Origin of the sequence: Candidatus Enterococcus murrayae (assembly GCF_017315985.1) — a bacterium.
Taxonomy (GTDB): domain Bacteria; phylum Bacillota; class Bacilli; order Lactobacillales; family Enterococcaceae; genus Enterococcus_A; species Enterococcus_A murrayae.
Genome location: NZ_JAFLVR010000027.1, coordinates 86198 through 107667, shown reverse-complemented (window position 1 = coordinate 107667; position 21470 = coordinate 86198). Strand labels below are relative to the sequence as shown.

24 protein-coding genes are annotated in these 21470 nt (G+C 42.0%); 9 read left to right on the top strand and 15 right to left on the bottom strand.

Going from position 1 to position 21470, the window contains the following annotated elements; all coding sequences use genetic code 11:
- Window positions 1–19 precede the first annotated feature (19 nt).
- Window positions 20–964: a permease prefix domain 1-containing protein gene (locus JZO85_RS12280; protein WP_207108824.1), complete on the bottom strand. Its 945-nt coding sequence runs from the start codon at window positions 962–964 to the stop codon at window positions 20–22.
- A 3-nt stretch (window positions 965–967) separates the two neighbouring features.
- Window positions 968–1294: a PadR family transcriptional regulator gene (locus tag JZO85_RS12275; RefSeq protein WP_207108823.1), complete on the bottom strand. Its 327-nt coding sequence runs from the start codon at window positions 1292–1294 to the stop codon at window positions 968–970.
- Between the two features lie 205 nt (window positions 1295–1499).
- Here JZO85_RS12275 and JZO85_RS12270 point away from each other — a divergent pair, with 205 nt between their 5' ends.
- On the top strand, window positions 1500–2588 hold the full coding sequence (locus JZO85_RS12270) for an NAD(P)/FAD-dependent oxidoreductase (protein ID WP_207108822.1): 1089 nt from the start codon (window positions 1500–1502) through the stop codon (window positions 2586–2588).
- 141 nt (window positions 2589–2729) lie between these two features.
- Here the strand turns inward: JZO85_RS12270 and JZO85_RS12265 are convergent, their stop codons facing one another.
- From JZO85_RS12265 to JZO85_RS12255, 3 genes are all read right to left on the bottom strand, one after another.
- Window positions 2730–3293: a YdeI/OmpD-associated family protein gene (locus tag JZO85_RS12265; RefSeq protein WP_207108821.1), complete on the bottom strand. Its 564-nt coding sequence runs from the start codon at window positions 3291–3293 to the stop codon at window positions 2730–2732.
- Between the two features lies 1 nt (window position 3294).
- Window positions 3295–3996: a deoxyribose-phosphate aldolase gene (deoC, locus tag JZO85_RS12260; RefSeq protein ID WP_207108820.1), complete on the bottom strand. Its 702-nt coding sequence runs from the start codon at window positions 3994–3996 to the stop codon at window positions 3295–3297.
- Window positions 3997–4102: 106 nt separating this feature from the next.
- On the bottom strand, window positions 4103–5008 hold the full coding sequence (locus JZO85_RS12255; protein ID WP_207108819.1) for an AraC family transcriptional regulator: 906 nt from the start codon (window positions 5006–5008) through the stop codon (window positions 4103–4105).
- Window positions 5009–5248: 240 nt separating this feature from the next.
- Between JZO85_RS12255 and JZO85_RS12250 the strand changes: the two genes are divergently transcribed.
- The 7 genes from JZO85_RS12250 (at window position 5249) to rarD (ending at window position 10726) form a co-directional block, all read left to right on the top strand.
- The gene (locus tag JZO85_RS12250) at window positions 5249–5617 is read left to right on the top strand and encodes an iron chaperone (protein ID WP_207108818.1); all 369 of its coding nucleotides are present in this window, start codon (window positions 5249–5251) and stop codon (window positions 5615–5617) included.
- A gap of 226 nt (window positions 5618–5843) precedes the next feature.
- Window positions 5844–6887, top strand: a complete 1044-nt coding sequence (locus JZO85_RS12245) for an aldose epimerase family protein (protein WP_207108817.1) — start codon at window positions 5844–5846, stop codon at window positions 6885–6887.
- Window positions 6877–8046, top strand: coding sequence for a galactokinase (locus tag JZO85_RS12240; RefSeq protein WP_207108816.1), 1170 nt, complete (start codon window positions 6877–6879; stop codon window positions 8044–8046). The genes JZO85_RS12245 and JZO85_RS12240 overlap by 11 nt, the downstream gene beginning before the upstream one ends.
- Before the next feature lie 112 nt (window positions 8047–8158).
- Entirely contained in the window at window positions 8159–8317 is a 159-nt protein-coding gene (locus JZO85_RS12235; RefSeq protein WP_207108815.1) for a hypothetical protein, read from the top strand.
- A 13-nt stretch (window positions 8318–8330) separates the two neighbouring features.
- On the top strand, window positions 8331–8762 hold the full coding sequence (locus JZO85_RS12230; protein WP_207108814.1) for a GNAT family N-acetyltransferase: 432 nt from the start codon (window positions 8331–8333) through the stop codon (window positions 8760–8762).
- Between the two features lie 359 nt (window positions 8763–9121).
- Entirely contained in the window at window positions 9122–9640 is a 519-nt protein-coding gene (locus JZO85_RS12225; protein WP_207108813.1) for an HdeD family acid-resistance protein, read from the top strand.
- Window positions 9641–9835: 195 nt separating this feature from the next.
- Window positions 9836–10726 carry an EamA family transporter RarD gene (rarD, locus tag JZO85_RS12220; RefSeq protein ID WP_207108812.1) on the top strand — a complete coding sequence of 297 codons (891 nt, stop codon included), beginning with the start codon at window positions 9836–9838 and terminating at the stop codon, window positions 10724–10726.
- Between the two features lie 203 nt (window positions 10727–10929).
- On the opposite strand, the gene JZO85_RS12215 is transcribed toward rarD, so the two are convergent.
- From JZO85_RS12215 to JZO85_RS12185, 7 genes are all read right to left on the bottom strand, one after another.
- Window positions 10930–11094, bottom strand: coding sequence for a hypothetical protein (locus tag JZO85_RS12215; RefSeq protein ID WP_207108811.1), 165 nt, complete (start codon window positions 11092–11094; stop codon window positions 10930–10932).
- 307 nt (window positions 11095–11401) lie between these two features.
- The gene (locus JZO85_RS12210) at window positions 11402–12301 is read right to left on the bottom strand and encodes an NAD(P)-dependent oxidoreductase (RefSeq protein WP_207108810.1); all 900 of its coding nucleotides are present in this window, start codon (window positions 12299–12301) and stop codon (window positions 11402–11404) included.
- 310 nt (window positions 12302–12611) lie between these two features.
- The gene (locus JZO85_RS12205; RefSeq protein WP_207108809.1) at window positions 12612–14057 is read right to left on the bottom strand and encodes a PTS mannitol transporter subunit IIBC; all 1446 of its coding nucleotides are present in this window, start codon (window positions 14055–14057) and stop codon (window positions 12612–12614) included.
- A gap of 13 nt (window positions 14058–14070) precedes the next feature.
- On the bottom strand, window positions 14071–14502 hold the full coding sequence (locus tag JZO85_RS12200; RefSeq protein ID WP_207108808.1) for a PTS sugar transporter subunit IIA: 432 nt from the start codon (window positions 14500–14502) through the stop codon (window positions 14071–14073).
- A gap of 9 nt (window positions 14503–14511) precedes the next feature.
- Window positions 14512–15651 (bottom strand): mannitol-1-phosphate 5-dehydrogenase, encoded by a 1140-nt coding sequence (locus JZO85_RS12195; protein WP_207108807.1) that lies wholly within the window; start codon window positions 15649–15651, stop codon window positions 14512–14514.
- 9 nt (window positions 15652–15660) lie between these two features.
- Window positions 15661–16218, bottom strand: coding sequence for a 6-phospho-3-hexuloisomerase (gene hxlB / locus JZO85_RS12190; RefSeq protein WP_207108806.1), 558 nt, complete (start codon window positions 16216–16218; stop codon window positions 15661–15663).
- Between the two features lie 12 nt (window positions 16219–16230).
- Entirely contained in the window at window positions 16231–16926 is a 696-nt protein-coding gene (locus JZO85_RS12185) for a ribulose-phosphate 3-epimerase (RefSeq protein ID WP_207108805.1), read from the bottom strand.
- 245 nt (window positions 16927–17171) lie between these two features.
- On the opposite strand from JZO85_RS12185, the gene JZO85_RS12180 reads away from it, so the two are divergent.
- A complete protein-coding gene (locus JZO85_RS12180; RefSeq protein WP_207108804.1) occupies window positions 17172–17921 on the top strand; it encodes a DeoR/GlpR family DNA-binding transcription regulator in 750 nt (249 codons plus the stop codon).
- Window positions 17922–18043: 122 nt separating this feature from the next.
- On the opposite strand, the gene dapF is transcribed toward JZO85_RS12180, so the two are convergent.
- Genes dapF through JZO85_RS12165 form a run of 3 tightly spaced genes read right to left on the bottom strand, consistent with a single transcriptional unit; the run spans window position 18044 to window position 21364 of the window.
- Entirely contained in the window at window positions 18044–18871 is an 828-nt protein-coding gene (gene dapF / locus JZO85_RS12175) for a diaminopimelate epimerase (protein ID WP_207108803.1), read from the bottom strand.
- Between the two features lie 24 nt (window positions 18872–18895).
- A complete protein-coding gene (gene lysA, locus JZO85_RS12170; RefSeq protein ID WP_207108802.1) occupies window positions 18896–20194 on the bottom strand; it encodes a diaminopimelate decarboxylase in 1299 nt (432 codons plus the stop codon).
- A 15-nt stretch (window positions 20195–20209) separates the two neighbouring features.
- Complete coding sequence (locus JZO85_RS12165) at window positions 20210–21364, bottom strand: M20 metallopeptidase family protein (protein ID WP_207108801.1); 1155 nt, start codon at window positions 21362–21364, stop codon at window positions 20210–20212.
- Window positions 21365–21470: the final 106 nt, after the last annotated feature.

The window sequence follows — 21470 nt, the reverse complement described above, 5'->3', positions numbered from 1 at the left end:
TTCACGTATAAAACCTAGGCTACTTTTTTACAAAGATTGCCTCCAGAACACTATAAAAAATCCCTGCCATAACAAAGATAATCCAGCTAAAGCCCCATGAATGAGTTAAAAATGACCAGCTAAAGTAGATCATTACAACGATTGGCCAATATACCCGCTCCAACAGATGCTTCGTACGAGCAGCATCCCCATATTTTTCCTGCATCGCGTTGGGTCCTAATGCATCCTCATCCGCAATGAAATATTTTTCCTTGATAAACTTGTCAAAGCTGCTGTAATTGATACTGCCGTAAATGATCAAAAATACACCGATCGCTAAAAAGAAGAACATCACTGGAATTCCGTATTCCGCATAGGTAAACATTTGGAAAAAGAAAATCGGCGATACACTCAACACACACAGACAAATCCCAAAGACTAAACTAACCTGGAAGCTTTTTTGATACCCTTGTTTCAATTTCTGTGCTTCCTTATTTAAGTCTACAGGAATGTAGCGGTCGTTCAGCACAACATTGTTTTTAGAAAATTGCATCCCGTTATAAATAATAACTCCGACACTAATAGCTATCAGAATAAAGAACAATAAAAAGCCCATCATCTCAGCACCGCTGATACCCAACCCGACCAATGTTCCCACTGCTAGCAAACAGCCGCTGATGCCTAGACTGAGTCCTTTTGCGTCTTTCTTTCGCTCAGTCAAGTATTGATACATTTCGTCTTCTTCAATGCCGTCTTCAGGCTCTCTTTCGCGCGATGCAAATTCCAATTCTTCTCGCAGCTCGTCTACAGAGCCGAACTCACTGATGACTTGCCCGATTGCTTCGTGCTCGCTTTTTCCTTCATCTAATAATGCCAAATAATGGTCTTCCATAATCGTCAAAATCTCTTGCTTCGCACGTCGGACTTCTTTCGTATTTGGAAATTCGAGAAACAGCGTCTCTACATAATTTTTTATCGTATCCATAGTTTACCCTTCTTTCATAAATCGATTCACAACTTTTTTAGTCTGCTTCCATTCGTCTCGCTTTTCTTCTAAAAAAGCCAGGCCTTTTTCGGTTATTTGATAGTACGTTCGTTTCTTTCCATGGGTAATTTCTCCCGGATAAGAATGGATGTAGCCATTTTTTTCCAACCGGTTGAAGGCGGAATAAAGCGTCGTCTCCTTGATGACATACACTTCCTCGCTCACATCTCTGATCTTTTGAGACACCGCATAGCCATAGGAATCGCCATCCTTCAGTACGGACAAAATGATGACATCATTGTACCCGCGAATTCCATCGCTCGAAATCATTTTGCCACCTCCTGAAATTACTTCATCTGTCGTTGTAATCATTGTACGACAATTACTACGACAGGTAAAGTAAAATTTTTTAGATTAATTGATAAATAATTTCTGTTATGGCAGAATCAACAACAGATACATGTATTTTTCCCCCTATTCAAATAAGCTTGGGGAAAAACATAAATTATACGCTATAAAGAAGGAAGTACGCTACATGCAAAAAATCGCAATTGTTGGCGGCGGCATCATCGGTATGACGCTGGCCAATTACTTAGATCAAAAAAACTATCAAGTAACCCTATTCGATGAGCCTACCGGACAAGCAACCAAAGCCAGTGCCGGGATCATCTCTCCTTGGCTTTCCAAGCGCCGGAACAAGCAATGGTACCAGCTTGCAAAAGATGGTGCGGCATTCTTCCCAAAACTAATCCAAGATTTTCAAATAGATCACACGATTTATCAACAATCGGGAACTCTGCTTTTACGTCCTGAGCATCAATTGGATGAGCTTCTTGCTTTAGCCGAGGAACGGAAGGCAAGTGCTCCTGAGATCGGCACGATCGAACGGCTTTCAGGCGAACAAACCCAGCAGGAACTGCCTTTGTTAAAGCCTCTATCTGCTCTGAAAATCAGCGGCGGCGGTCGTTTAGATGGAAAAGCCTATCTGATTCATATGCGGAAAAAAGCGGAGGAAAAAGGAATTCATTTTATACCGCAGCGGGTTCAACTAGCAGATGAGCAAACGATTCTCTTCGGCGAAAAAAAAGAAGCGTTCGATCAGATCATTTTAACTGTTGGTCCTCATTTGAAGGAGCTCCTCACACCTTTAGGTTATCAAGTAGATTTGCGGCCGCAAAAGGGACAGCTTCTAGTCTTCCAAACTGCGATCAAAAACAGTGGTGATTTCCCAGTTGCTATGCTGGATGGTGAAGCTGACCTGATTCCTTTTTTAGCTGGAAAAATTTTATTGGGCGCTACCCATGAAAATGACGCTGGCTGGGATTTGAGAGAAACTCCCGAAGCATTTGAACAGCTGACAAGCGGTGCGCATCGGTTTTTAGCAGAGCCAGAAAAATTGTTGGCGGCACCCTCTCACTACCGGGTCGGCACCCGTGCTTATACTTCTGACTTTGCTCCATTTTTTGGTTCGTTGACTGATCATGTCCTTGTTGCTAGCGGATTAGGCTCTTCTGGTTTGTCGACGGGCCCCTATATTGGCTACCTCTTGGCCCAATACCTGAATACCGGAAAAGCAGGCTGGCAGGGGTATCAAAAAGAGTTATCTCAGTATATTCACCGGTAAAAAGCAGCTGCTTCGAAAGCTATTTTGAAAAATACTTAACAAAATGAAAGCCGAACACTCAATTACTATCATCATTGAAAGTAATCAGAGTGTTCGGCTTTATATTATTCAATAATTTTTTTGAGGTCGGTCTCTTTTGTCTTACATCGGTTTTAAATTTTTTTCCAAGCGGTCAGTCATCCAAGCCAATCTGCTGGCTCTTCCAGCATCTGTTTTTGCGTCAAAATAAGCGCGCGTATAGGTTTTTCTGACTGAAGGCGGCATGTTTTCAAAGTTTTTTGAGGCCTCAGCATTTCCTTTCAGCAGTGCTGATACTTCAGCAATCTGTCCCTCTGTGATTGCCGATGGTCGTGTGGCGTTCTCCCATTGACCGTTTTCCTTCGCTTCAGCGATTTTTTCACGCCCCAGCTCTGTCAGCAAGCCCTGTTCTTCCAGCTTTGCTACGATTTTTTTATTTTTCTCTGACCATTTACTGTTTTTTCGGCGCAAAGCAAAATATTTAATGTAAGAATCTTCGTCAAGCTTTTTCATCACGCCATCAATCCAGCCAAAGCATAGTGCTTCTTCTAATGCTTCACCAGCCTTTAAGGTCTTAACTCGCTTTGTTTTACCAAATACTAACCAGACACCGCCGCTAGTTTCCGCATTTTTTGACAGCCATGTGCGAAAATCTGCTCTTGTTTCAAATCGTAAGTTCTCTGCCATATTAGTTGTCCAAACCTAAAACGATCGGAGTCGATTTGAAGCCAATCCCCATACGGTCAATGCCCATATCAATCAATTCTAAAAAGTGTTCCCGCGTACGGATTCCGCCGCTGCCTTTGATTTTTATTCGACCTTTGCATTGATCCATCATAATTTCAATAACTTCCTTCGTAGCGCCCTTGCTTTCATAACCGGTAATAAAACCCGTACTTGTCTTAACAAAGTCTGCATTCGCGGCAATCGCGCATTCGCAGGCCTGACGAATCTGCTCTTCATTCAATGTATCGGTTTCAAAAATGACCTTCACCGCAGTTCCATGCGCATGACAAGCTTCGACGATCACACGAAGTTCTTTGGTAACATCCTCATATTTACCGCTGCGAATCCAACCAAAATTCGCAACAATATCCAATTCATAAATATCTTCTCGCTGACAATAGGTCTCTGCCTGCAAAACCTTAGAGGCAGTCGTACTGGTACCAAATGGAAAATCGCATACTACACAAATTTTTGTGTCTGTTCCTTTAGTCATCTCCGCTGCGATATCTAAAGAAGCTGGGTTGACACAAACGGTTGCACAATGATAGTCGATACCTTCTTGGATATACTGGCGAATCTCGGCTTCAGTAAAATCCGGCTTCAACACCGACTGATCGATATATGCACCTAACTCTTCGACGGTCATCTCACTAGCCCTTTTCATGGTTGATCCCTCCTATTTGATAAGCTTATCCTCTAATAAGAAGATAGTTCATTATCTGATAATTTAAGTATAGGGTATCCGTTATTCATTGTAAACGTTATCTTAGCTATGTCGCGCGATTTACCACAGCCTGCTGCTCTAGTTGTTTTTTTAATTCATTCAATGACACATTTTTAAAATCCTCATTTTTCATTCGCTTCCGATAAGCAGTGGCTGTTTCTCCTGTCAATTTCTTAAACATTCGGCTAAAGACAACCAAACTGTTAAATCCCGCTTGCTCCGCGACGCTCTCCACTGATTCATCCGTCATGGAAAGTAAAAATGCCGCCCGGTTGATGCGAACGCCTAAAATATAATCTCTAATACTAATATCCATATGATTATGAAACACTCGTGATAAATGACTGCGATTAACCGCCAAATATCGCGCGATCTCTTCAACTGTCAATTGCTCTGCATAATGCGTTTTGATGTATTCTACAGCAGCTACTGCTAACGGCGAATATTTTTTTTGCTCACCTAAATGGACCTTCCCGCCGTCCTCTAAAAGTGCTGCTAAAAAACGATACGTCAGCTCATTTAAATGCAGTTCATTTTCTAACGTCTCTTCTGCAAAAGGAAGGCAGGCCAAAATCGTGTCGATATACTTTTGTACATCAGAAGAAACCATCGTATACTGGTCGGTTCTAAAGTGAGAGTGACGAATAATTTCATCCGCAGCAGCTCCGCCAAAAGAAAGCCAGCAATACATCCACGGATCTTCCCCGTCAGCTAAATAGAAGGTGGAATCTCCGGGGCGAATCAAAAAGAGATCCCCCTTCTTTAAATGATATTGCTGATTTTTGACCTGATAAGTCCCTTTTCCTTCCATTACAATATGTAAAATATAATTCTGACGAATCGCTGGTCCAAAGGAATGGAAGGGCAACGTTTTTGAAATCCCGCAAAAATCAAAATGAAGATCCGTTTTCAAATGATGCTGCTCTTTTTTTAGAAAAATTGTCTGTTCCATCTTACCTCTCCCGTCTGATTTCCACTCTAAATTATACCGCATATTTTTTATGAATCATTAAGAATCCTCTCTTTTATTCATGGGCTTCATCGAAACGTCCCATTCCTCTATCCAAGCAGTGCTGTTTTATTGGATGGCGGCATTTTTTCTCTGCTTTCTATTTATCTGCTGGTATACTGGGAGATAGACTTTGCCAGCAAAGTCATCCAATGATCATCATAAAAAAGCGGGAGGAAAGCAATGGATACTTTCAAAAATTATTTAGCCCAAATTGAAGATGAGGCACATCGAGACAAATTGCGTGCACTTTTTCAATGGATTTTAACCGAGTTTCCTGAATTGGATACACGAATCGCGTGGAATGAACCCATGTTTACTCATCACGGAACATTTATCCTTGGAGTCAGCACGGCTAAAAACCATTTTTCCGTTTCACCTGAAGTCGCTTGTCTAAAAAAATTTTTACCAGCAATTCAAAACTTTGGGTACAGCCATACAACTAATATTTTTCGAATAAAATGGACTGAAGAGATCAACTATCCCCTCATCCGAGAAATGATCGCCTTCAACCTTGAGGATAAAGCGGAGTATGCTAAATTCTGGCGATAACTGCTCTTTGGTTTAGATCAAAAAAATGTGACGCTTGAAATCAATGAAGAAATGCAACAAAAAGTTAAATGATCATCACAGAAGTACGTTTTAAAGAAAACGATTTCTTGTTAAATTGGAAGTACGCACTATTGAAAAACTTCTACCCCTTGTCACTTTATCAATAAATCGATAAAATTAGCGGGATACGATGATTTCTTATTACATAAAAAGAGAGGTTTTTATTATGCAAATTACAGAACAAGCTTTTGGCCAAGACTATCACCTGATTACTATCAAAAATGAAGACGGTTTCCACCTAGCCGTTACTGATTTAGGCGCAAGGATCGTTCGTTTAGGACGTGACAAGGAATTGATTTTAGGCTTCGATTCGGCAGAAGAATATTTAGAAAAGGACCCATTCATTGGCGGCACCATCGGACGGACGGCTGGTCGAATCGAAAACGGTCGTTTTACCCTTGACGATCAAGAGTACCAAGTAGCCGTTGATCCAGCGACTGGACATTCTTTGCACGGCGGAAAACCCGGCTTTGAAGCAAAAAAATGGGACTACACTATTGAAAACGGCGATGACGAAGCATCGATCATTTTTACCACCGTCAGTCCTGACGGCGAACATGGTTTTCCTGGGAATTTGACTGTTGAAGTGCGGCATACCTTGACTGATGAGAATGTTTGGCGCGTAACAACCAAAGGAATCAGCGATCAAACGACGCTCTTCAATCCAACCAACCATGTCTACTTTAATTTGACCGGCGATGTTACTCAAGCGATCGATGACCATACCCTTTGGCTGAACAGCGAAAGTTTTGCTTCGTTGCGGCCAGATACGACTCCAACTGGTGAAATCACCGCAGCAGCAGGAACGCCCTTTGACTTCCAGACAGAAAAACCGTTAGCGGATGTATTTACTAGCGACTTTGAACAAAAGAATCAATGCAACGGACTTGATCATCCCTTCTTCTTGAAGGAAAGTCATTTGCACCAGCCGGCAGCCAAATTGACCAGCCCAGACGGAAACATTGAATTGACAGTCTCTACAGATTCATCCAGCGTGGTGATCTTCACCGCAAACTTCGGCGAGGATGGCCCAGAAATACATGGAGAAAAGCTAGCGCATCATGGCGGTATCACCTTTGAAACACAAATCGCCCCCGGTGCTGAACAATTCCCTGAATTCGGTTCAATTACGTTACCTGCTAATGAGACCTTCGAAACGACAACAGAATATAAAATAACCTTGAAAGAAGCGAAGAAACATGGAAATTAAACGTGAACTAAACACTAAATTTGCTGAAATATTCGGGCCGCATGAGACAACGCAATATTTTTCTCCGGGCCGGATCAACTTGATCGGCGAGCATACGGATTACAATGGCGGTCACGTCTTCCCCGCCTCTATCACCTATGGAACATACGGTGTTGCTGCTCCTCGTGAGGATAAAAAAATATTGGTCTATTCGACAAATTTTGAAGACATCGGCGTTATTACCTTTGATATCGACAAATTGGATTACGATAAAAAGGACAATTGGGCCAATTATGTAAAAGGCATGGTTCTAAAATTAAAGGAAGCGGGACATCTAATTGATCATGGCTTCGAATTGTTAGTTGAAGGAACGATCCCTAATGGTGCCGGCCTTTCCAGCAGTGCTTCTTTGGAACTGTTGGTTGGTGTCGTATTGGAAGATTTATTCACCTTGGATACCGATCGGCTTGAGCTGGTCCAAACCGGTAAGAAAGTTGAAAATGAGTTTATTGGTGTAAATTCAGGTATCATGGATCAATTTGCGATTGGGTTTGGTGCTGTGGATCAAGCGATTCTTTTAGACACCAACACACTGAAATACGAAATGGTTCCGGTGAAATTAGATGGCTATGCGGTGGTTATCATGAATACGAATAAACGTCGCGAACTGGCAGACTCCAAATATAATGAACGCCGCAGCGAGTGCGAAGAAGCTCTTGCTCGTTTACAAAAGAAGCTAACGATTCAATCCTTAGGCGATCTTGATGAAGAAACCTTTGAAGCCAACATCGACTTGATTGGCGAAGATACTTTGATTCGCCGTGCTCGTCATGCTGTAACCGAAAATCAACGAACCTTAGAGGCGAAGGCAGAATTAGAAAAGGGCCAGTTGGAAGCCTTTGGCAAATTATTGAACGCCTCTCATTATTCTTTGCGTCACGACTATGAAGTGACTGGAGTTGAATTGGACACGCTAGTTGATGCCGCTCAGGCACAAGCTGGTGTACTTGGTGCCCGTATGACTGGCGCAGGTTTTGGCGGCTGTGCGATTGCCCTAGTCAAAGAGGAAGCTATTCCCAGCTTCAAAAACAACGTCTACGACGAATACATGAATGTTGTCGGCTACGCGCCAGACTTTTACGTTGCACATATCGGCAGCGGAGCCACGAAGATCGGCTAGTTCCCCCTCCTTCATCCCAAGTGGATGGAGGTTTTTTTATTTGCCTATTTTCTTCTAAGGGCTTTGCGGAAACCTATCCATATACTACAATGAACAAAAAGGAGTTCCGATCATGACAAAAAAACGTGTATACATTCCTTTAGCAATTCTATTGGGGCTGCTAGGATTTAGTCCCATGCTGGTCTCTCTTTTAGGGACCAAACAAGAGGATAAACTGAACCCTGATTATTACTCAGATACCAATGAGTCACTTTTCAAATCTACTAAATAAACTGGAGCTATTTATGATCAAGTTAATTGAAACTGTCAGTCGCACAGACTTGGAAACGATCGCTTCCATCTGGTTAAAAAGCAATCTTGACGCACATGACTTTATTGAAAAAAGCTATTGGCTTCATAACTACCCAGTCGTTAAAGCGATGCTTCCAAAGGCAAAACTCTTTGTCTATTATCAACACGATGAAATCATCGGGTTTCTTGGAATGGTTGATGATTTTATTGCGGGAATTTTTGTTTTGAGTGAATACAGATCTTTAGGTATCGGAACTCAATTACTAAATAAGGTAAAGACCAGCTGCTCGCACTTAAGCTTAAGTGTCTATTCAAAAAATGAGAGTGCCGTTCGTTTTTATCTCAAGCACGGCTTCAAAGCTCTAAAAAAACAAACAGACCACGAAACAAACGAAGCGGAATGGTTAATGGAATGGACGGCTTGACCTCTTCGTTTCTAATTTTTCAGTCCTTCTAGTTTGACCGTGTCACATCGAGGGAATATACTCCTTCTAAAGAGGTGGTTGTAATCAAAATGAGCAAGTTCAATAATAAGTATACCTATTTAGCTGTTTCCTATTTTTTTGTTTCGCTTTTCTTCGCGTTTCAAGAAGGAACCATCCTTAAATGGGCGAGTTTCTTTTTTCTGATTTCTTTTGGCATCAACGCATTTAAAGCAATAAAGGAAGCCCAAAACTAGCGATAATTGCCCGTTTCTCTGCTATGAATGAAAATTATTTAAGCGATCATTATCTTTTCATATTTTTTCAGTAAGTGATACTATTTCCTCAAGGAGGTGAAAAATATGGAAAGAAAATCAACTTTTCGCTTGCCGTATTTTTTGATGGGGCTTCTCTTTATTTTAGTTTCTTTACTGTCATTTAGAGACCCGCAAAGCAGCTTACTTGCCATTGTTTATGTTTTTGCTCTTTCAGCCATTCTAAAAGGGATCTTTGAACTATTCTTTAGACGGAAAATCCATGAATTTACCAATCAAAAATCAACATTCTTGATCGTTCTTGGCGTATTTGATTTATTGGTGGGTATCTTCTTCTTTTTTAATCTCTCTGCCGGTTTAGTGGCGCTGCCTTTTGTCTTTGCGATTTGGTTCTTATTCGATTCAATTGCAGGCTTATTAACGGCAAGTATCTACAAAATCGAAAGTACCGGCTATTATTGGTTTCACGTTATCGTTAATGGTATCGGGATTTTATTAGGCATCATGCTTCTTTTTAATCCTTTAACTTCAGCATTGACACTTGCTTTCTTAGTCGGTTTCTATTTTATGATGGCGGGTATTTCGTTGATTGCCTATTCATTTTAAGAATTGAAAGCTTTTTTGAAAAATACTTAACAAAATGAAAGTCAAATGACCCTATCACTTAAGATTACGATAGTCTAGGATCATTTGGCTTTTTTTACGCAAAATCAGCTTTTTTCCCTCAAATCGTTTTTTCTGAAAATTCTCTTAATTATTTATGTTAAAATGATAAAACATCATTCATTTAAGGAGGTTCCAATGAAAAAAGATTCTGGATTGGTTTATGGTTTTGGTGCATACATTATTTGGGGCATCCTGCCGCTTTACTGGAAATTATTGGGCAATGTCGCTTCTGTGGATACGTTGTTTTATCGAATTATTTGGTCACTGGTTTTCATGACAGTCTATTTGATCGTATTACGGAAATTTCCTCTCTTTATTCAAGAGGTAAAAGAACTGTTAAAAGACAAGCGAAGCATACTCGCCATCATCATGGCTGCGGTTTTCGTTTCTCTGAACTGGGGAATTTTTATCTACACCGTTTCTATCGGCGAGGTTCAGCAAGCTAGCTTGGGCTACTACATTAACCCGCTACTAAATGTGCTGGCTGGCGCGATTTATCTAAAGGAGCCTTTGACCAGACAAGCGAAGCTAGCTAGTCTTTCTGCATGTGCAGGAGTCATTCTATTGACCGTTCAAACCGGTGTTTTTCCTATTAAGTCCCTTTTATTGGCGGCTAGTTTTTGCTTATACGGCTTAACAAAAAAACAATTAAAGTTAAGTTCCGCTACCAGCATTACTCTGGAAACATTGATTATCGCACCTGTTGGTTTGATTTATTTGTTTTTCCTGTCGCCAGTTGGATTTATGAATTATTCAACAAGCACCAATTTATTACTGATGGGTGCTGGGATTGTCACAGCGATTCCGTTACTGCTGTTTGCAACAGCTGTTAAAAAATTATCGTACATCACGCTTGGCTTTTTACAATACGTCAATCCTACTATTATGCTGGCAATGGCGATCTTTGTTTTTCACGAGCCTTACGCCTTACCGCAATTTATCGCTTTCGCCTTTATTTGGTTAGGCATTCTGATTTTTATTCTTGGTAATTTCATCGAGTCACGTAAAAAAGGGATTCACTTGTAGAATCCCTTTTTTTGACTATAAAGAAAGTATAAAATTTTCACATAAATAAATCGCTTTGTAGCAGGTATATCCATGTCCGACTTCACGAACTAGCTTTATCGGCAATAAGCAAAAATATTTCGAAATTTGAGAAGCAATTTAGAAATATTTTGGTCTTATTGCTCAAAAGCTGAGCGAGTTCGCGAAGCCTTTCTTATGCTCGCTTAATAGTTGAACTCATGCACAATCTCGCCAGACTTGAATACTTTGCTTGCTTTGACTCTGTCATAATTGGTCGCATAGCAAAGGGCTTCCCGATGAGTCGTAAAGGTCTCCTCTGTCATTTCCCCAACAATTGTTTTTACCTGAACTACGTATTGATATTCCATATTTCTTCCTCTTTTCCTTTAAAACGCCGCAAGTCAGAACCATCTGAATAACATCTTTTCCGAAAACCAATCTAGTTTGATAGGTTTATCATACTGAGCTTTTTGTATAAACTCAATACCATATGTGATGTTTCGTGACATTCGATTAAGGTTTTTTCGAAAAAAGGACAATTCATGTAACTTTTATTTACATACTTCTTACTTCCTATTGCTTTTTGGGCTTATAAATCAAAAATGAGCAAACTGGCTTTGTGTCTTTGACATCAAAAAAGACCCAAGCAGCGACGCTTGGATCCCTCCATCAATCCTAGTTGTTCTTTTGAAAATTCTCGATATTTTCGATTACCTTTTGAGCCAACCGTACTTTTGCCATCGAAGTTAGACCTGCATTGGTTTTTCCGGCAAAAACATTTGGCAAACCAATCACTTCTTCTCCCAGCCCAGCTTCAGTGTCACTAAAGGCATAATTCCCCGACTGAGCTAACCAATGTTTCAACGCTGGTACCTCGTGTGACGGTGCGATCGAGACATTCATCAAAATTTTTCCGTTGCCAAATGTTTGAAACGCAGCTTCATTTAATAAGACTACATTTTTATTCAGGCAAGTAATCAGGATATCGACCTTACCCAACAGTTCATCAAATGACAGGTAATTCATCCCTAGCTCTTTTTCTATCTCTGGCTTGCGTGTTCGACTGTAGTAATGAACATCCATCCCGAAAAAGTTCATTGTTCGGGCAAGCAAGCTGCCGACAGTCCCCATACCGACGATGCCGACTTTGACACCTGTCAATTCCATCGGCTCATCCTTCCACATCGCCGGTCCGCGACCTTGCAGCAAACGAACCAATTCGCTAATGGCGTACTCCTTGACCCCTTCATCACCGTAATCGCGAACACCGGTCACAACAATCCCTTTTTTCTCTGCATGAAGAATGTCGACATTCGCATTTTCTGGTGCATATAAACTGGCACAGATGCCGATGTACCGAATGTTCGGACAAGCATCCAGCACTTCCTTATCAATAAAACTTGTAAAGCTTAGCATGACGCAATCCGCATCCCCGATACGTTCAATGATCTCAGCTGATTCACTGGGAATATCTTCATAGAAGACAGCCTCATCCGCCAATTTTTTTAATTTCTCATCCCATTCAGGTAATAATTTTGTCGGCTCGATCGCCACCATTTTCTTAAACTTTTTCATGTTAGCCTCCTAGATATTCATACTGCCTTCATGATACGTCCTACAAATTTTCGCGTCAATGAAATTCAATCGCCCGAATAGGTAAAGCAGAATTCTTTGAGCGACGATTTTCTTTATTCGCCTCATTTATTGGCGCCGAATTTATAGAATGCAACGTTTAAATTGAACGTCCTTTTGATAAAAACTTTACAAAAATAAACCGAATGCTCCGATTTCTTTCATTTTGGAAAGTTTATGAGCATTCGGCTTTATCATTCACATTTTTTTGTTTCTTAAGCTAGATTTCTTTTTTAGGAGAAACTCGTCGACATTATTCCTTCGTTTTTGCCTCGACGACGTCCTTCACTAAATCATCGATAGCTGGGTCCTGCAAATAATTCTTCAATGTAACAATCCTCATTTTAGGATGCGCATTACGCGTTCGTTCTTCCAAATCCTGATGAACGACCACCATATCACTATCTGCTGGTACCTCTTCAATTCGATAGTTTTTGACTTCAATATCAGTGATGCCCGCCTTCTGCAATTTTTTCTTGAAGGTTGTAGCCCCCATTGCACTGCTGCCCATGCCGGCATCGCAAGCAAATGAGATTTTATTTACGCCAGCATTCATTGTGTTTGCTGCTTGAGCGTTGTCACCATTTAGCAGTTCTTTTCCTTCAGATTTCATTGATTTTGATTTTTGGACGGATTCTTCAAAGCTATCTTCGTCATCCGCCGTTTTATCTGCTTTCAAAATCACTGCTGTCACTAAGAAGGACACTGCTGTCGCGATCACTACTCCAGCGATTACACCAAAGAAATTCCCTCGCGGAGTCAACGCCAGATAAGAGAAAATCGAGCCTGGGCTCGGACCAGCGACCAACCCAACATTTAATAACTGAAAGGTCAGAGTTCCGGCCATCCCACCTGCAATCATTGATAAAATAGTGATTGGCTTCATTAATACATATGGGAAATACATTTCATGAATACCGCCAAAAAAGTGGATAATGATTGCCCCTGGAGCCGTTCGTTTCGCTACTTTTTTTCCAAAGAAGGAATATGCTAGCAGCAGGCCCAGACCAGGTCCAGGATTTGACGCCACCATGAAATAAATTGACTTGCCCGCTTCTAATGTTTGCTGCATCCCTAACGGATAATAAACGCCTTGGTCAATCACATTATTTAAGAACAACACTTTTGCCGGCTCATTTATTAACGAAAGCAAAGGTAAGAAGCCCGTCGAAACCAGCGCTTCGATCGCATTCGTAACAAATTGATTGGCTGATTGGATTGTCGGGCCAATAACTAAGTAAGACAAACACATCAAGATAAAACCGATGATGCCGATTGAAAAATTATTGACAACCATTTCAAATCCGGCCGGTATCTTTCCATCTAAAAAGTCATCTGTCTTCTTCATTATCCAGCCGCCTAACGGACCGATCACCATCGCTCCCATGAACATTGGAATATCCGAACCGATAATCAGACCGATCGTACCAATAGATCCCAATACTGCACCGCGGTGCCCGCCGATCATTCGCCCGCCAGTATACGCTAATAATAATGGCAATAAATAACTAACTGTAGGTCCGACTAACTCTCCTAGTGCTTCATTTGGAAACCAACCAGTAGGAATAAATAGTGCTGTAGCAATTCCCCACGCAATAAACGCACCAATGTTCGGCAACACCATATTCGTTAAGAAACCGCCAAAAGCCTGGATTCTCGCACGCATCGATACTTGTTTTGCTTCATTCGTTACATCCATTTCCTTCTCTCCTTTATTCCTTGATCAAATCCAACAACGCTTGTTCTGTCTCAACATCAAATAATTTCTGATACAATTTTTCATCACTCAGCAGTTCTCCTAAGCTGGCGATCAGCTCTAAATGCCCGTCTGGTGAATCCGAAGAAAGTGTAAACAATACACTTACTGGCTCATCACCAGGAAACATGACCGGCTCTGCCAAGCGCAGAAAAGTCATTCCAATACCATGGCTGCCATTTTCCGGACGCGTATGAGGCATCGCCACTTGCGGCAGCAAGATAATATAATTTCCATTGTCTAAAACATTTTGGATCATCGCTTCCACATAGGATTCTTCTACAATGCCCTGCTCCAAAAGCGGCTGCGCACCCAGTCGAATGGCCTCTTGCCAAGAAGCTATTGATTCAACAAAATTTGTCTTTCCCGTTAATTGCTCTTTTAACATCTGTGCCTCCTATCCCAGCGATTCATAAGCAGCCATCACTTCTTGCAGCAACGTGCCCGTCACGTTCGAAATCTTTTTGATCGTTGTTTCTAAACCTTCTTTTTCAATCATCGCAGACAGCTTTTCGGCCTCTGGGTCAGCAGAGTTGCGATAAAGGTAACCAGCGGCAATAATTTTCACCCCTGCTTCGTGAGGCAAATCAAGTGCCTCTAGTTTTACTACCGGGGCAACTAACCGATCGTCCTGTCCCAGCTTTCTGATTGGCGAACCACCCACGCGGGCAATCTTGTCTGAAAGCCTTTGATTTCCTTGCCGCTTTAATGTTTTTTTGATAAAACGCGTTAGCTCCTCTTGGTCAAATTGGTATTCTCGAACAAAATAGGCTGCATTCTCTGCTAAAAATTGATTGACTAGAGTCCATATTTTCTGATCTTGAATCGCTTCTTGAATAGTCCTGCAGCCTTGCAATGCACCAAGATACGCTATTGCTGCATGAGCCGCGTTAACGATAAACAACTTACGCTCAATATACGGCTGCATTTCATCAATCAAGACCACATTCTTTAGTTCGAAGAAAGTCGCAGGATCGAGTTGCTGTCGATGAATCACCCATTCAAAGTAAGGCTCCACAACCGCGACCATTTTGTGATCAACGATTTTCCCAAGCGACTGACGATCAATCGCTGTATTTACAAAATAGGCCAATTGATCAACTATTGCTCGTTCTTCCTCAGCCAACAACCTATAAACTTCCTTTTTCAAAATTTCGCTAGCATTGATCACATTTTCATTGGCCAATATATTGATGCTGTTTTTTTGTTCAAAACGTTTGCGCAATCCCTTGGCGATTGCAGGTGCGATCTTGGCTAAATTATTCGCGCCTACGGAGGTGGTTAAAATGTCCGCTTTTTCAATCGCCGAAATTACTTGTTCCATCTCAGTCAAGCTATTTAGAGCGGTCACCTGATCAATAAAAGCGGTGGTTCCCTCCTCATCAATAATTTCGATCGTGTAGCCGCCATCCTGATTCAATTGCTGAATCAATTCTGCGTTCGTATCCACGAAACAAATTTCAAAGCCATTTTCATGTAAGAGCTGACCTATAAATCCTCGCCCAATATTCCCTGCACCAAAATGTACTGCCTTCATCCTCTTCACCTACTCCAAGTTGGCATGATACTGCCACAAGCTGTGCATATCAATCTCTTTTTCTTCCACCATCATCAATGCAATACTGTCACCTAACAAAAGCAAGCATTGTTCAAACAAACTGGTCATTGGCTGAATCGATGGGATCTCTCCTGGTAAAGCCAGCTTGGTTTGAACTGGGATGCGAACGAATATATCCGTATACGCCTTCATCGAACTGTTGGCGTTCGATCCGATATGTGCCACCGTCGCATCAAAACTCTTGGCCTTTTTCGCGATTGCGAGTGGAAAAGAGCTCTCTCCGCTGCCTGATCCAACGATCAACAAATCCTTTTCCGTGATTGCAGGTTCGGTGATTTGACCGACTACTACTGTTTGAATCCCCAGATGGGCCAGCCTTTTCGCGATTCCTTCCAACGATAGCAGGACACGGCCGACACCCACGAAAAATACGCGCTCCGCTTTTTCAATTGCCGTTACCAGCTGCGCTACCTCTTCTACCTCAATATGATCTAAGGTTGCCGCGATTTCATTTATGATTTTCTGTTCTACTCTCTTAAATCCCAACAATTTCCCCTCCTATATTACTAGAGCCGCTTTATTCACAGCCTCAGACAACAGCTGACGATTCTCCGCTAAGGTGTTTCCGGCGATAAATAGGCTTGTGCTTCCTAACACCAGGTTTGTGGCACCCGCGGTCAATAAGTCTGGAATCGAGGCCAATGATACGCGTCCATCGACTTGGAGATCCACTGTCAACTCCTGCTTATCGATCAGCTGACGGAGGTCAGCGATTTTTTTCAACGCATAAGGAATTTGCTTTTCCGCTTTATTTGTCGCAAATCCCGGATTAATCAGCATTAGACACACACGATCAATTTCCGGTAAAACATAATCCAAAACAGTTAAGGCTGTCGCCGGATTCAATGCAACCCCCACCTTTGTCCCTGCATTCTTAATCAATTGAATATACCGATCAACGTGCAGGCTGGTTTCATGGTGGAACGTAATTCCTTCCACTCCGATTTTCAGCATCTCACCAATAAAAAATTCATTGTCCTTCGACATGATATGCACATCAAAATTCATTGACGTGACTTCCCGCATTCGCTTGATCGTCTCTATTCCTAAAGGCATGCTTGGGCTGAATGAGCCGTCGATTACATCGATATGCAGCGTATCCATTCCAATATCTTCCAGCTCTATGATGCTTTTTTCTAAATTCACCAAATCTCCGCACATAATTGATGGCGATAGAATGATTTTCTTTTCCATGGACTTCCTCCTACTTGCAATGCGCTGATCTTCTCCGGATAAAACCAGCTTGGTTCGAATGCCGTACACCCTTTCATTACAAGCTCATTGCAACCGCTTAACAATCACAAGTCAATACAAACATGCAGATTATATAATTTTATATGCATGTTTGTGCGTTTATAACCGATTAAAACGGAAGGAAATTGACAGAAAATCGCATACATGGCATGATAAACGTGAAGAAACAAGAAGGAGTGCGCACTATGTTAAAAGAGGAACGCCATCAGAAAATCCTTGATCTTTTAAATATTGAGCAAAAGGTAATTGCCAGTGATTTAAGCCAACGCTTCAATGTTTCAGAGGATACGATTCGGCGAGATTTGAAAGAATTGGATAATCAGGGGCTATTAAAAAGAGTTCACAGCGGTGCCTTGCGTGTAGGCCCGCCAATTACCGACTTCAATTATCGGGAAACGGTTGCTAGTGATCGTAAGAAAGAGCTGGCTCACAAGGCCTTGCCGTTTTTGAAGGAAGATTCGGTCATAATTATTGACGGAAGTACCACCAATTTGGCTTTAGCGAAGGAGATTCCGCAAGATTTTCGGGCCACTATTATTACCAATAGCCCGCCGATCGCCATGGAATTAGCGCAGCATCCGAACATTGAGATTATTAATATCGGCGGTGTGTTTTACAAACAATCGATGATCAATATCGGTGTACAGGCCTACAAGCAGCTGCGAAATATCCGAGCAGACCTTTATATCATGGGGATTTACAATCTTGATCTGGACGCAGGAACGAGTGTCCCTACCACGCAGGAATCAGAAATCAAACGGGAAATGGTTCGCATCTCCACGGAAGTTCTCGGAATGATCACTAATGATAAGTTCGGCACCATCAGCAATCACATCGTCGGCCCGGTTGACGATCTGACGTACTTGATTTCTGAAGATATTCCCGACAAAGTTCGCAAAGAATATAGCAAGCAAAAAATCGTCTTGATTGACTAATTACTCAGATTAACCTTCAATAAAAAGCCGAACAAGCAATACTATCCAAATAGATAGTCATATGCTTGCTCGGCTTTCATTTTGTAAAGTATTTCTCAAAAAAACTTTCAATTCATTAAGTTTTAAACCCAATCTTCATCCAAAATCGTGCCTTCAGCTACGATATTCGTATCGCCAATCAAGTACAGCTCCTCTTCCAAAACATTCACTTGAAGCTGTCCGCCTAATACTTCGATCACAACTGGATCACTTTTGACTAGGCCTTTTTTAGTCAGTGCATAGGCTGTCGAACCAGTTCCCGTGCCGCAGGCCAAAGTAAAGTCCTCTACTCCTCGCTCATAGGTGCGTTCCACAACGGTTTGATCCGGCAAGATATCATAGAAATTCACATTTGCCCCTTTTGTAAACGCAGGATGATTACGCAGCTTTCTGGCAAAATCAACCATCGTCTCTAATTCGGTCATGGCAAAATCAGCTGCATGAACGACTAAATGAGGGATGCCCGGATGACCCAATTCGACATAATCCACTACTACCTCTTTGCCGTCAACCTGGATCACTTTATCCGCTTCATAAACGGTTGGTGAATTTAGCTGAACACGATAGCTGCGATTATCCAGGCGTTCCGCGGGAACATTACCGGCGATCGTCTCGATAATCATTTTTTCATTTGCGACACCCGTCTCATACGCCCAGCGAGCAACACAGCGTGCGCCGTTTCCGCACATCTCGGCTTCAGAGCCATCCGCATTGAAAAAACGTGCATAAAAATCACCATCACCGCGTGCAGACTCGATCGCAATCAAGGTATCTGCTCCAACTGAAATACGCCGCTTACAAACACGTGCCGAAAACGTCGTTAATTGATCACTAGAAAAATTCAGCTTTTGATTGTCGATCAAAATAAAATCATTTCCAGCGCCTTGTATTTTATAAAAGGGTACCTTCATGCTTTCGCCTCATTTCAACTGTCTTTAGTTCAAAAAGCTTGGGATTTCTTCATTTTGAATGATTTGGTCCAAGGTTTGTCGTCTTACTATCAGCTCTGCCTGTCCTGCTTTGGTTAACACAACTGCTGGTATCGCCAGTTTATTATAATTGCTGGCCATTGAATAGCCATACGCTCCAGTTGAAAATGTAGCGAAGATATCGCTGGTTTCAACAGATGGCAGCTCAATATCCTTCACTAAAATATCGGTGCTTTCGCAGGCTTTCCCAGAAACCGTCACTTTTTCGACTGCCGCATGGTCCGCTTTGTTCGCCAAAATGCCCGTATATTCCGCTTCATAAAGCCCCGGACGAATATTGTCTGTCATACCGCCATCAATACTGACATATTTACGCAGACCCGGAAGCTCTTTGATTGCGCCGATTTGATGCAAGCTGATTCCTGCTTCAGCTACAATACTGCGGCCTGGTTCAATAACTACTGCCGGCTGCGGAAATTGTTGCTTTTCACAAAATTCCAGCACTTTTTCCATCATTGGATCGGTGAAATAGCTAAAGGGCTTCGGCTGATCCGCATCCGTATAGCGAACCCCAAACCCGCCGCCAAAATTCAACTCTTTGATCGTATAGTCAAAGCGCTCTTTAACCATCTTCACTAAATCCAGCGCAATATCTACTGCTGCTAAGTGGGCATGGTTATCGAATAATTGACTGCCGACATGAAAATGGAAGCCTAAGAAATTCACCTCCGCTGTTTGGATCGCATTTTGAATTTGCGGAAACAAGATGGATTCATCGATCGGGATACCAAATTTTGAATCCTTTTGTCCCGTTGAAATAAATGAATGCGTTTGAACGTTCACTTCCGGCGTAATTCGAAATAGAATATCCACCACTTTTTGTTTTTCTTTGGCAATTGCCGCAATCAGATCTACTTCCTGCAGGCTATCGACGATGATTCGGCCAACACCATAATCAATCGCCATTTCCAATTCTTCAATTGATTTGTTATTCCCGTTCATCTCAATGTGTTCAGCCGGAAACGCTCCTTTAATGGCTGTATAAAGCTCCCCGTCTGAAACGACATCTAAAGAAAAGCCTTGATTTTGAATGATTTTCAACATCGCCAGCGTGGAGAATGCTTTGCTGGCAAATGCTACTCGGACGTTTTCATACTTTTCGACAAAATCGTGTTGTAGTTCGTGACATTTCTCTTCGATCTTCGTTTGTGAAAAAACATATAGCGGTGTTCCAAATTTCTCTGCTAAGTCGACTGTATCGCAGCCGTCCCACATCAAATGTCCATTTTGTACTTCAAATTCCATTATAAGCCCCCTCAATTAGTTTCCGTTCAATCCAGCGATCAGATTTACAAATGTCTGAATCCCTAAAAGCAAATTCACTTCGTCAAATTTCATTTTCCCACTATGCAGCGGATACGTATAGCCCTTTTCCTCATCACGAATCCCCAAGAAGAAAAACATCCCAGGAATTTCCTGCTGATACATTGAAAAATCTTCTGCTATCAAGTATGGCGGTGTTTCAACATAATAATCCGCAGCGACTTTTTCCAGTGTTTCCACCATCTTCGGATCATTATCCACCACTCGGTACATGTGATTGAAGTCGACTACCGCCTCACAGCCGTAGCCTTTGGCGATCTCACCTGCTAATAATTCGGTCCGACGAACAACCTCATCATAAACCTTGTCATCAAATGCCCGCATCGTTCCATGTAAAACAACTTCCTTCGCTACAATATTCATCGCCTCACCGCCATGAATCGTCCCAAATGTCAAAACAACATTATCTAACGGTCCAATGTTTCTGGCTAAAATACTATTTAAACCAGAAATCACTCCGCCAGCCGCAACAATCGCGTCTTCTCCCAGCTGAGGCTGTGCGCCATGGGTACTGACGCCTTTAATCGTGATCGTCACTTCCGCATTACGGGCCATCATCGGTCCTGGTCGACAAGAGATCTTTCCAGCCGGCAAATCAGGAAATACATGCAAGCCCACGATTTCCTCCACACCTAGCTCTTGCAGAATACCTGTCTTCATAATCAATTCCGCACCGCCTGGCCCTTCTTCCGCTGGTTGGAAAACAAAAACAAGCGTTCCTTGAATGGCTTCAGGATGTTTGTGCAAGTATGCAATAAAGCCCAGCAAGGTTGCCATATGTCCATCATGCCCGCAAGCATGCATCTTCCCTGGTGTTTTCGGAGAAAAGGTGTAATCAGTCTGCTCCTCTACTGGCAAAGCATCAATATCTGAACGAAAGGCTAGCGTTTTTCCAGGCGTTTTCCCTCGTAAGACTGCAATCGTACCCGTTTCAATGACTTCATATGTCTCTGTGACACCAAAAGATGCCAGCTTTTTTCGAATATATGCTGCAGTTTGCTTTTCTTCCAGACCAAGTTCAGGAATCTGGTGCAACTCGCGCCGCATCGTGGTGACTAATTCCTCTAGTTCTTTGACTTGCGTATCGATCATCGACTCACTCATTTCCTTAGATATTCTTAGAATAATGCTCGTTAGATTAGAATATCATTGATAGTTTCTCATATTATAGTATAGATTGGCGCTTGGGTCATTAATT

Excerpts from the sequence above, each read along its gene's own strand:
- JZO85_RS12280 (WP_207108824.1), bottom strand. The coding sequence starts at position 964 with ATGGATACGATAAAAAATTATGTAGAGACGCTGTTTCTCGAATTTCCA.
- JZO85_RS12275 (WP_207108823.1), bottom strand. The coding sequence starts at position 1,294 with ATGATTTCGAGCGATGGAATTCGCGGGTACAATGATGTCATCATTTTG.
- JZO85_RS12270 (WP_207108822.1), top strand. The coding sequence starts at position 1,500 with ATGCAAAAAATCGCAATTGTTGGCGGCGGCATCATCGGTATGACGCTG.
- JZO85_RS12265 (WP_207108821.1), bottom strand. The coding sequence starts at position 3,293 with ATGGCAGAGAACTTACGATTTGAAACAAGAGCAGATTTTCGCACATGG.
- deoC (WP_207108820.1), bottom strand. The coding sequence starts at position 3,996 with ATGAAAAGGGCTAGTGAGATGACCGTCGAAGAGTTAGGTGCATATATC.
- JZO85_RS12255 (WP_207108819.1), bottom strand. The coding sequence starts at position 5,008 with ATGGAACAGACAATTTTTCTAAAAAAAGAGCAGCATCATTTGAAAACG.
- JZO85_RS12250 (WP_207108818.1), top strand. The coding sequence starts at position 5,249 with ATGGATACTTTCAAAAATTATTTAGCCCAAATTGAAGATGAGGCACAT.
- JZO85_RS12245 (WP_207108817.1), top strand. The coding sequence starts at position 5,844 with ATGCAAATTACAGAACAAGCTTTTGGCCAAGACTATCACCTGATTACT.
- JZO85_RS12240 (WP_207108816.1), top strand. The coding sequence starts at position 6,877 with ATGGAAATTAAACGTGAACTAAACACTAAATTTGCTGAAATATTCGGG.
- JZO85_RS12235 (WP_207108815.1), top strand. The coding sequence starts at position 8,159 with ATGACAAAAAAACGTGTATACATTCCTTTAGCAATTCTATTGGGGCTG.
- JZO85_RS12230 (WP_207108814.1), top strand. The coding sequence starts at position 8,331 with ATGATCAAGTTAATTGAAACTGTCAGTCGCACAGACTTGGAAACGATC.
- JZO85_RS12225 (WP_207108813.1), top strand. The coding sequence starts at position 9,122 with ATGGAAAGAAAATCAACTTTTCGCTTGCCGTATTTTTTGATGGGGCTT.
- rarD (WP_207108812.1), top strand. The coding sequence starts at position 9,836 with ATGAAAAAAGATTCTGGATTGGTTTATGGTTTTGGTGCATACATTATT.
- JZO85_RS12215 (WP_207108811.1), bottom strand. The coding sequence starts at position 11,094 with ATGGAATATCAATACGTAGTTCAGGTAAAAACAATTGTTGGGGAAATG.
- JZO85_RS12210 (WP_207108810.1), bottom strand. The coding sequence starts at position 12,301 with ATGAAAAAGTTTAAGAAAATGGTGGCGATCGAGCCGACAAAATTATTA.
- JZO85_RS12205 (WP_207108809.1), bottom strand. The coding sequence starts at position 14,057 with ATGGATGTAACGAATGAAGCAAAACAAGTATCGATGCGTGCGAGAATC.
- JZO85_RS12200 (WP_207108808.1), bottom strand. The coding sequence starts at position 14,502 with ATGTTAAAAGAGCAATTAACGGGAAAGACAAATTTTGTTGAATCAATA.
- JZO85_RS12195 (WP_207108807.1), bottom strand. The coding sequence starts at position 15,651 with ATGAAGGCAGTACATTTTGGTGCAGGGAATATTGGGCGAGGATTTATA.
- JZO85_RS12185 (WP_207108805.1), bottom strand. The coding sequence starts at position 16,926 with ATGGAAAAGAAAATCATTCTATCGCCATCAATTATGTGCGGAGATTTG.
- JZO85_RS12180 (WP_207108804.1), top strand. The coding sequence starts at position 17,172 with ATGTTAAAAGAGGAACGCCATCAGAAAATCCTTGATCTTTTAAATATT.
- dapF (WP_207108803.1), bottom strand. The coding sequence starts at position 18,871 with ATGAAGGTACCCTTTTATAAAATACAAGGCGCTGGAAATGATTTTATT.
- lysA (WP_207108802.1), bottom strand. The coding sequence starts at position 20,194 with ATGGAATTTGAAGTACAAAATGGACATTTGATGTGGGACGGCTGCGAT.
- JZO85_RS12165 (WP_207108801.1), bottom strand. The coding sequence starts at position 21,364 with ATGATCGATACGCAAGTCAAAGAACTAGAGGAATTAGTCACCACGATG.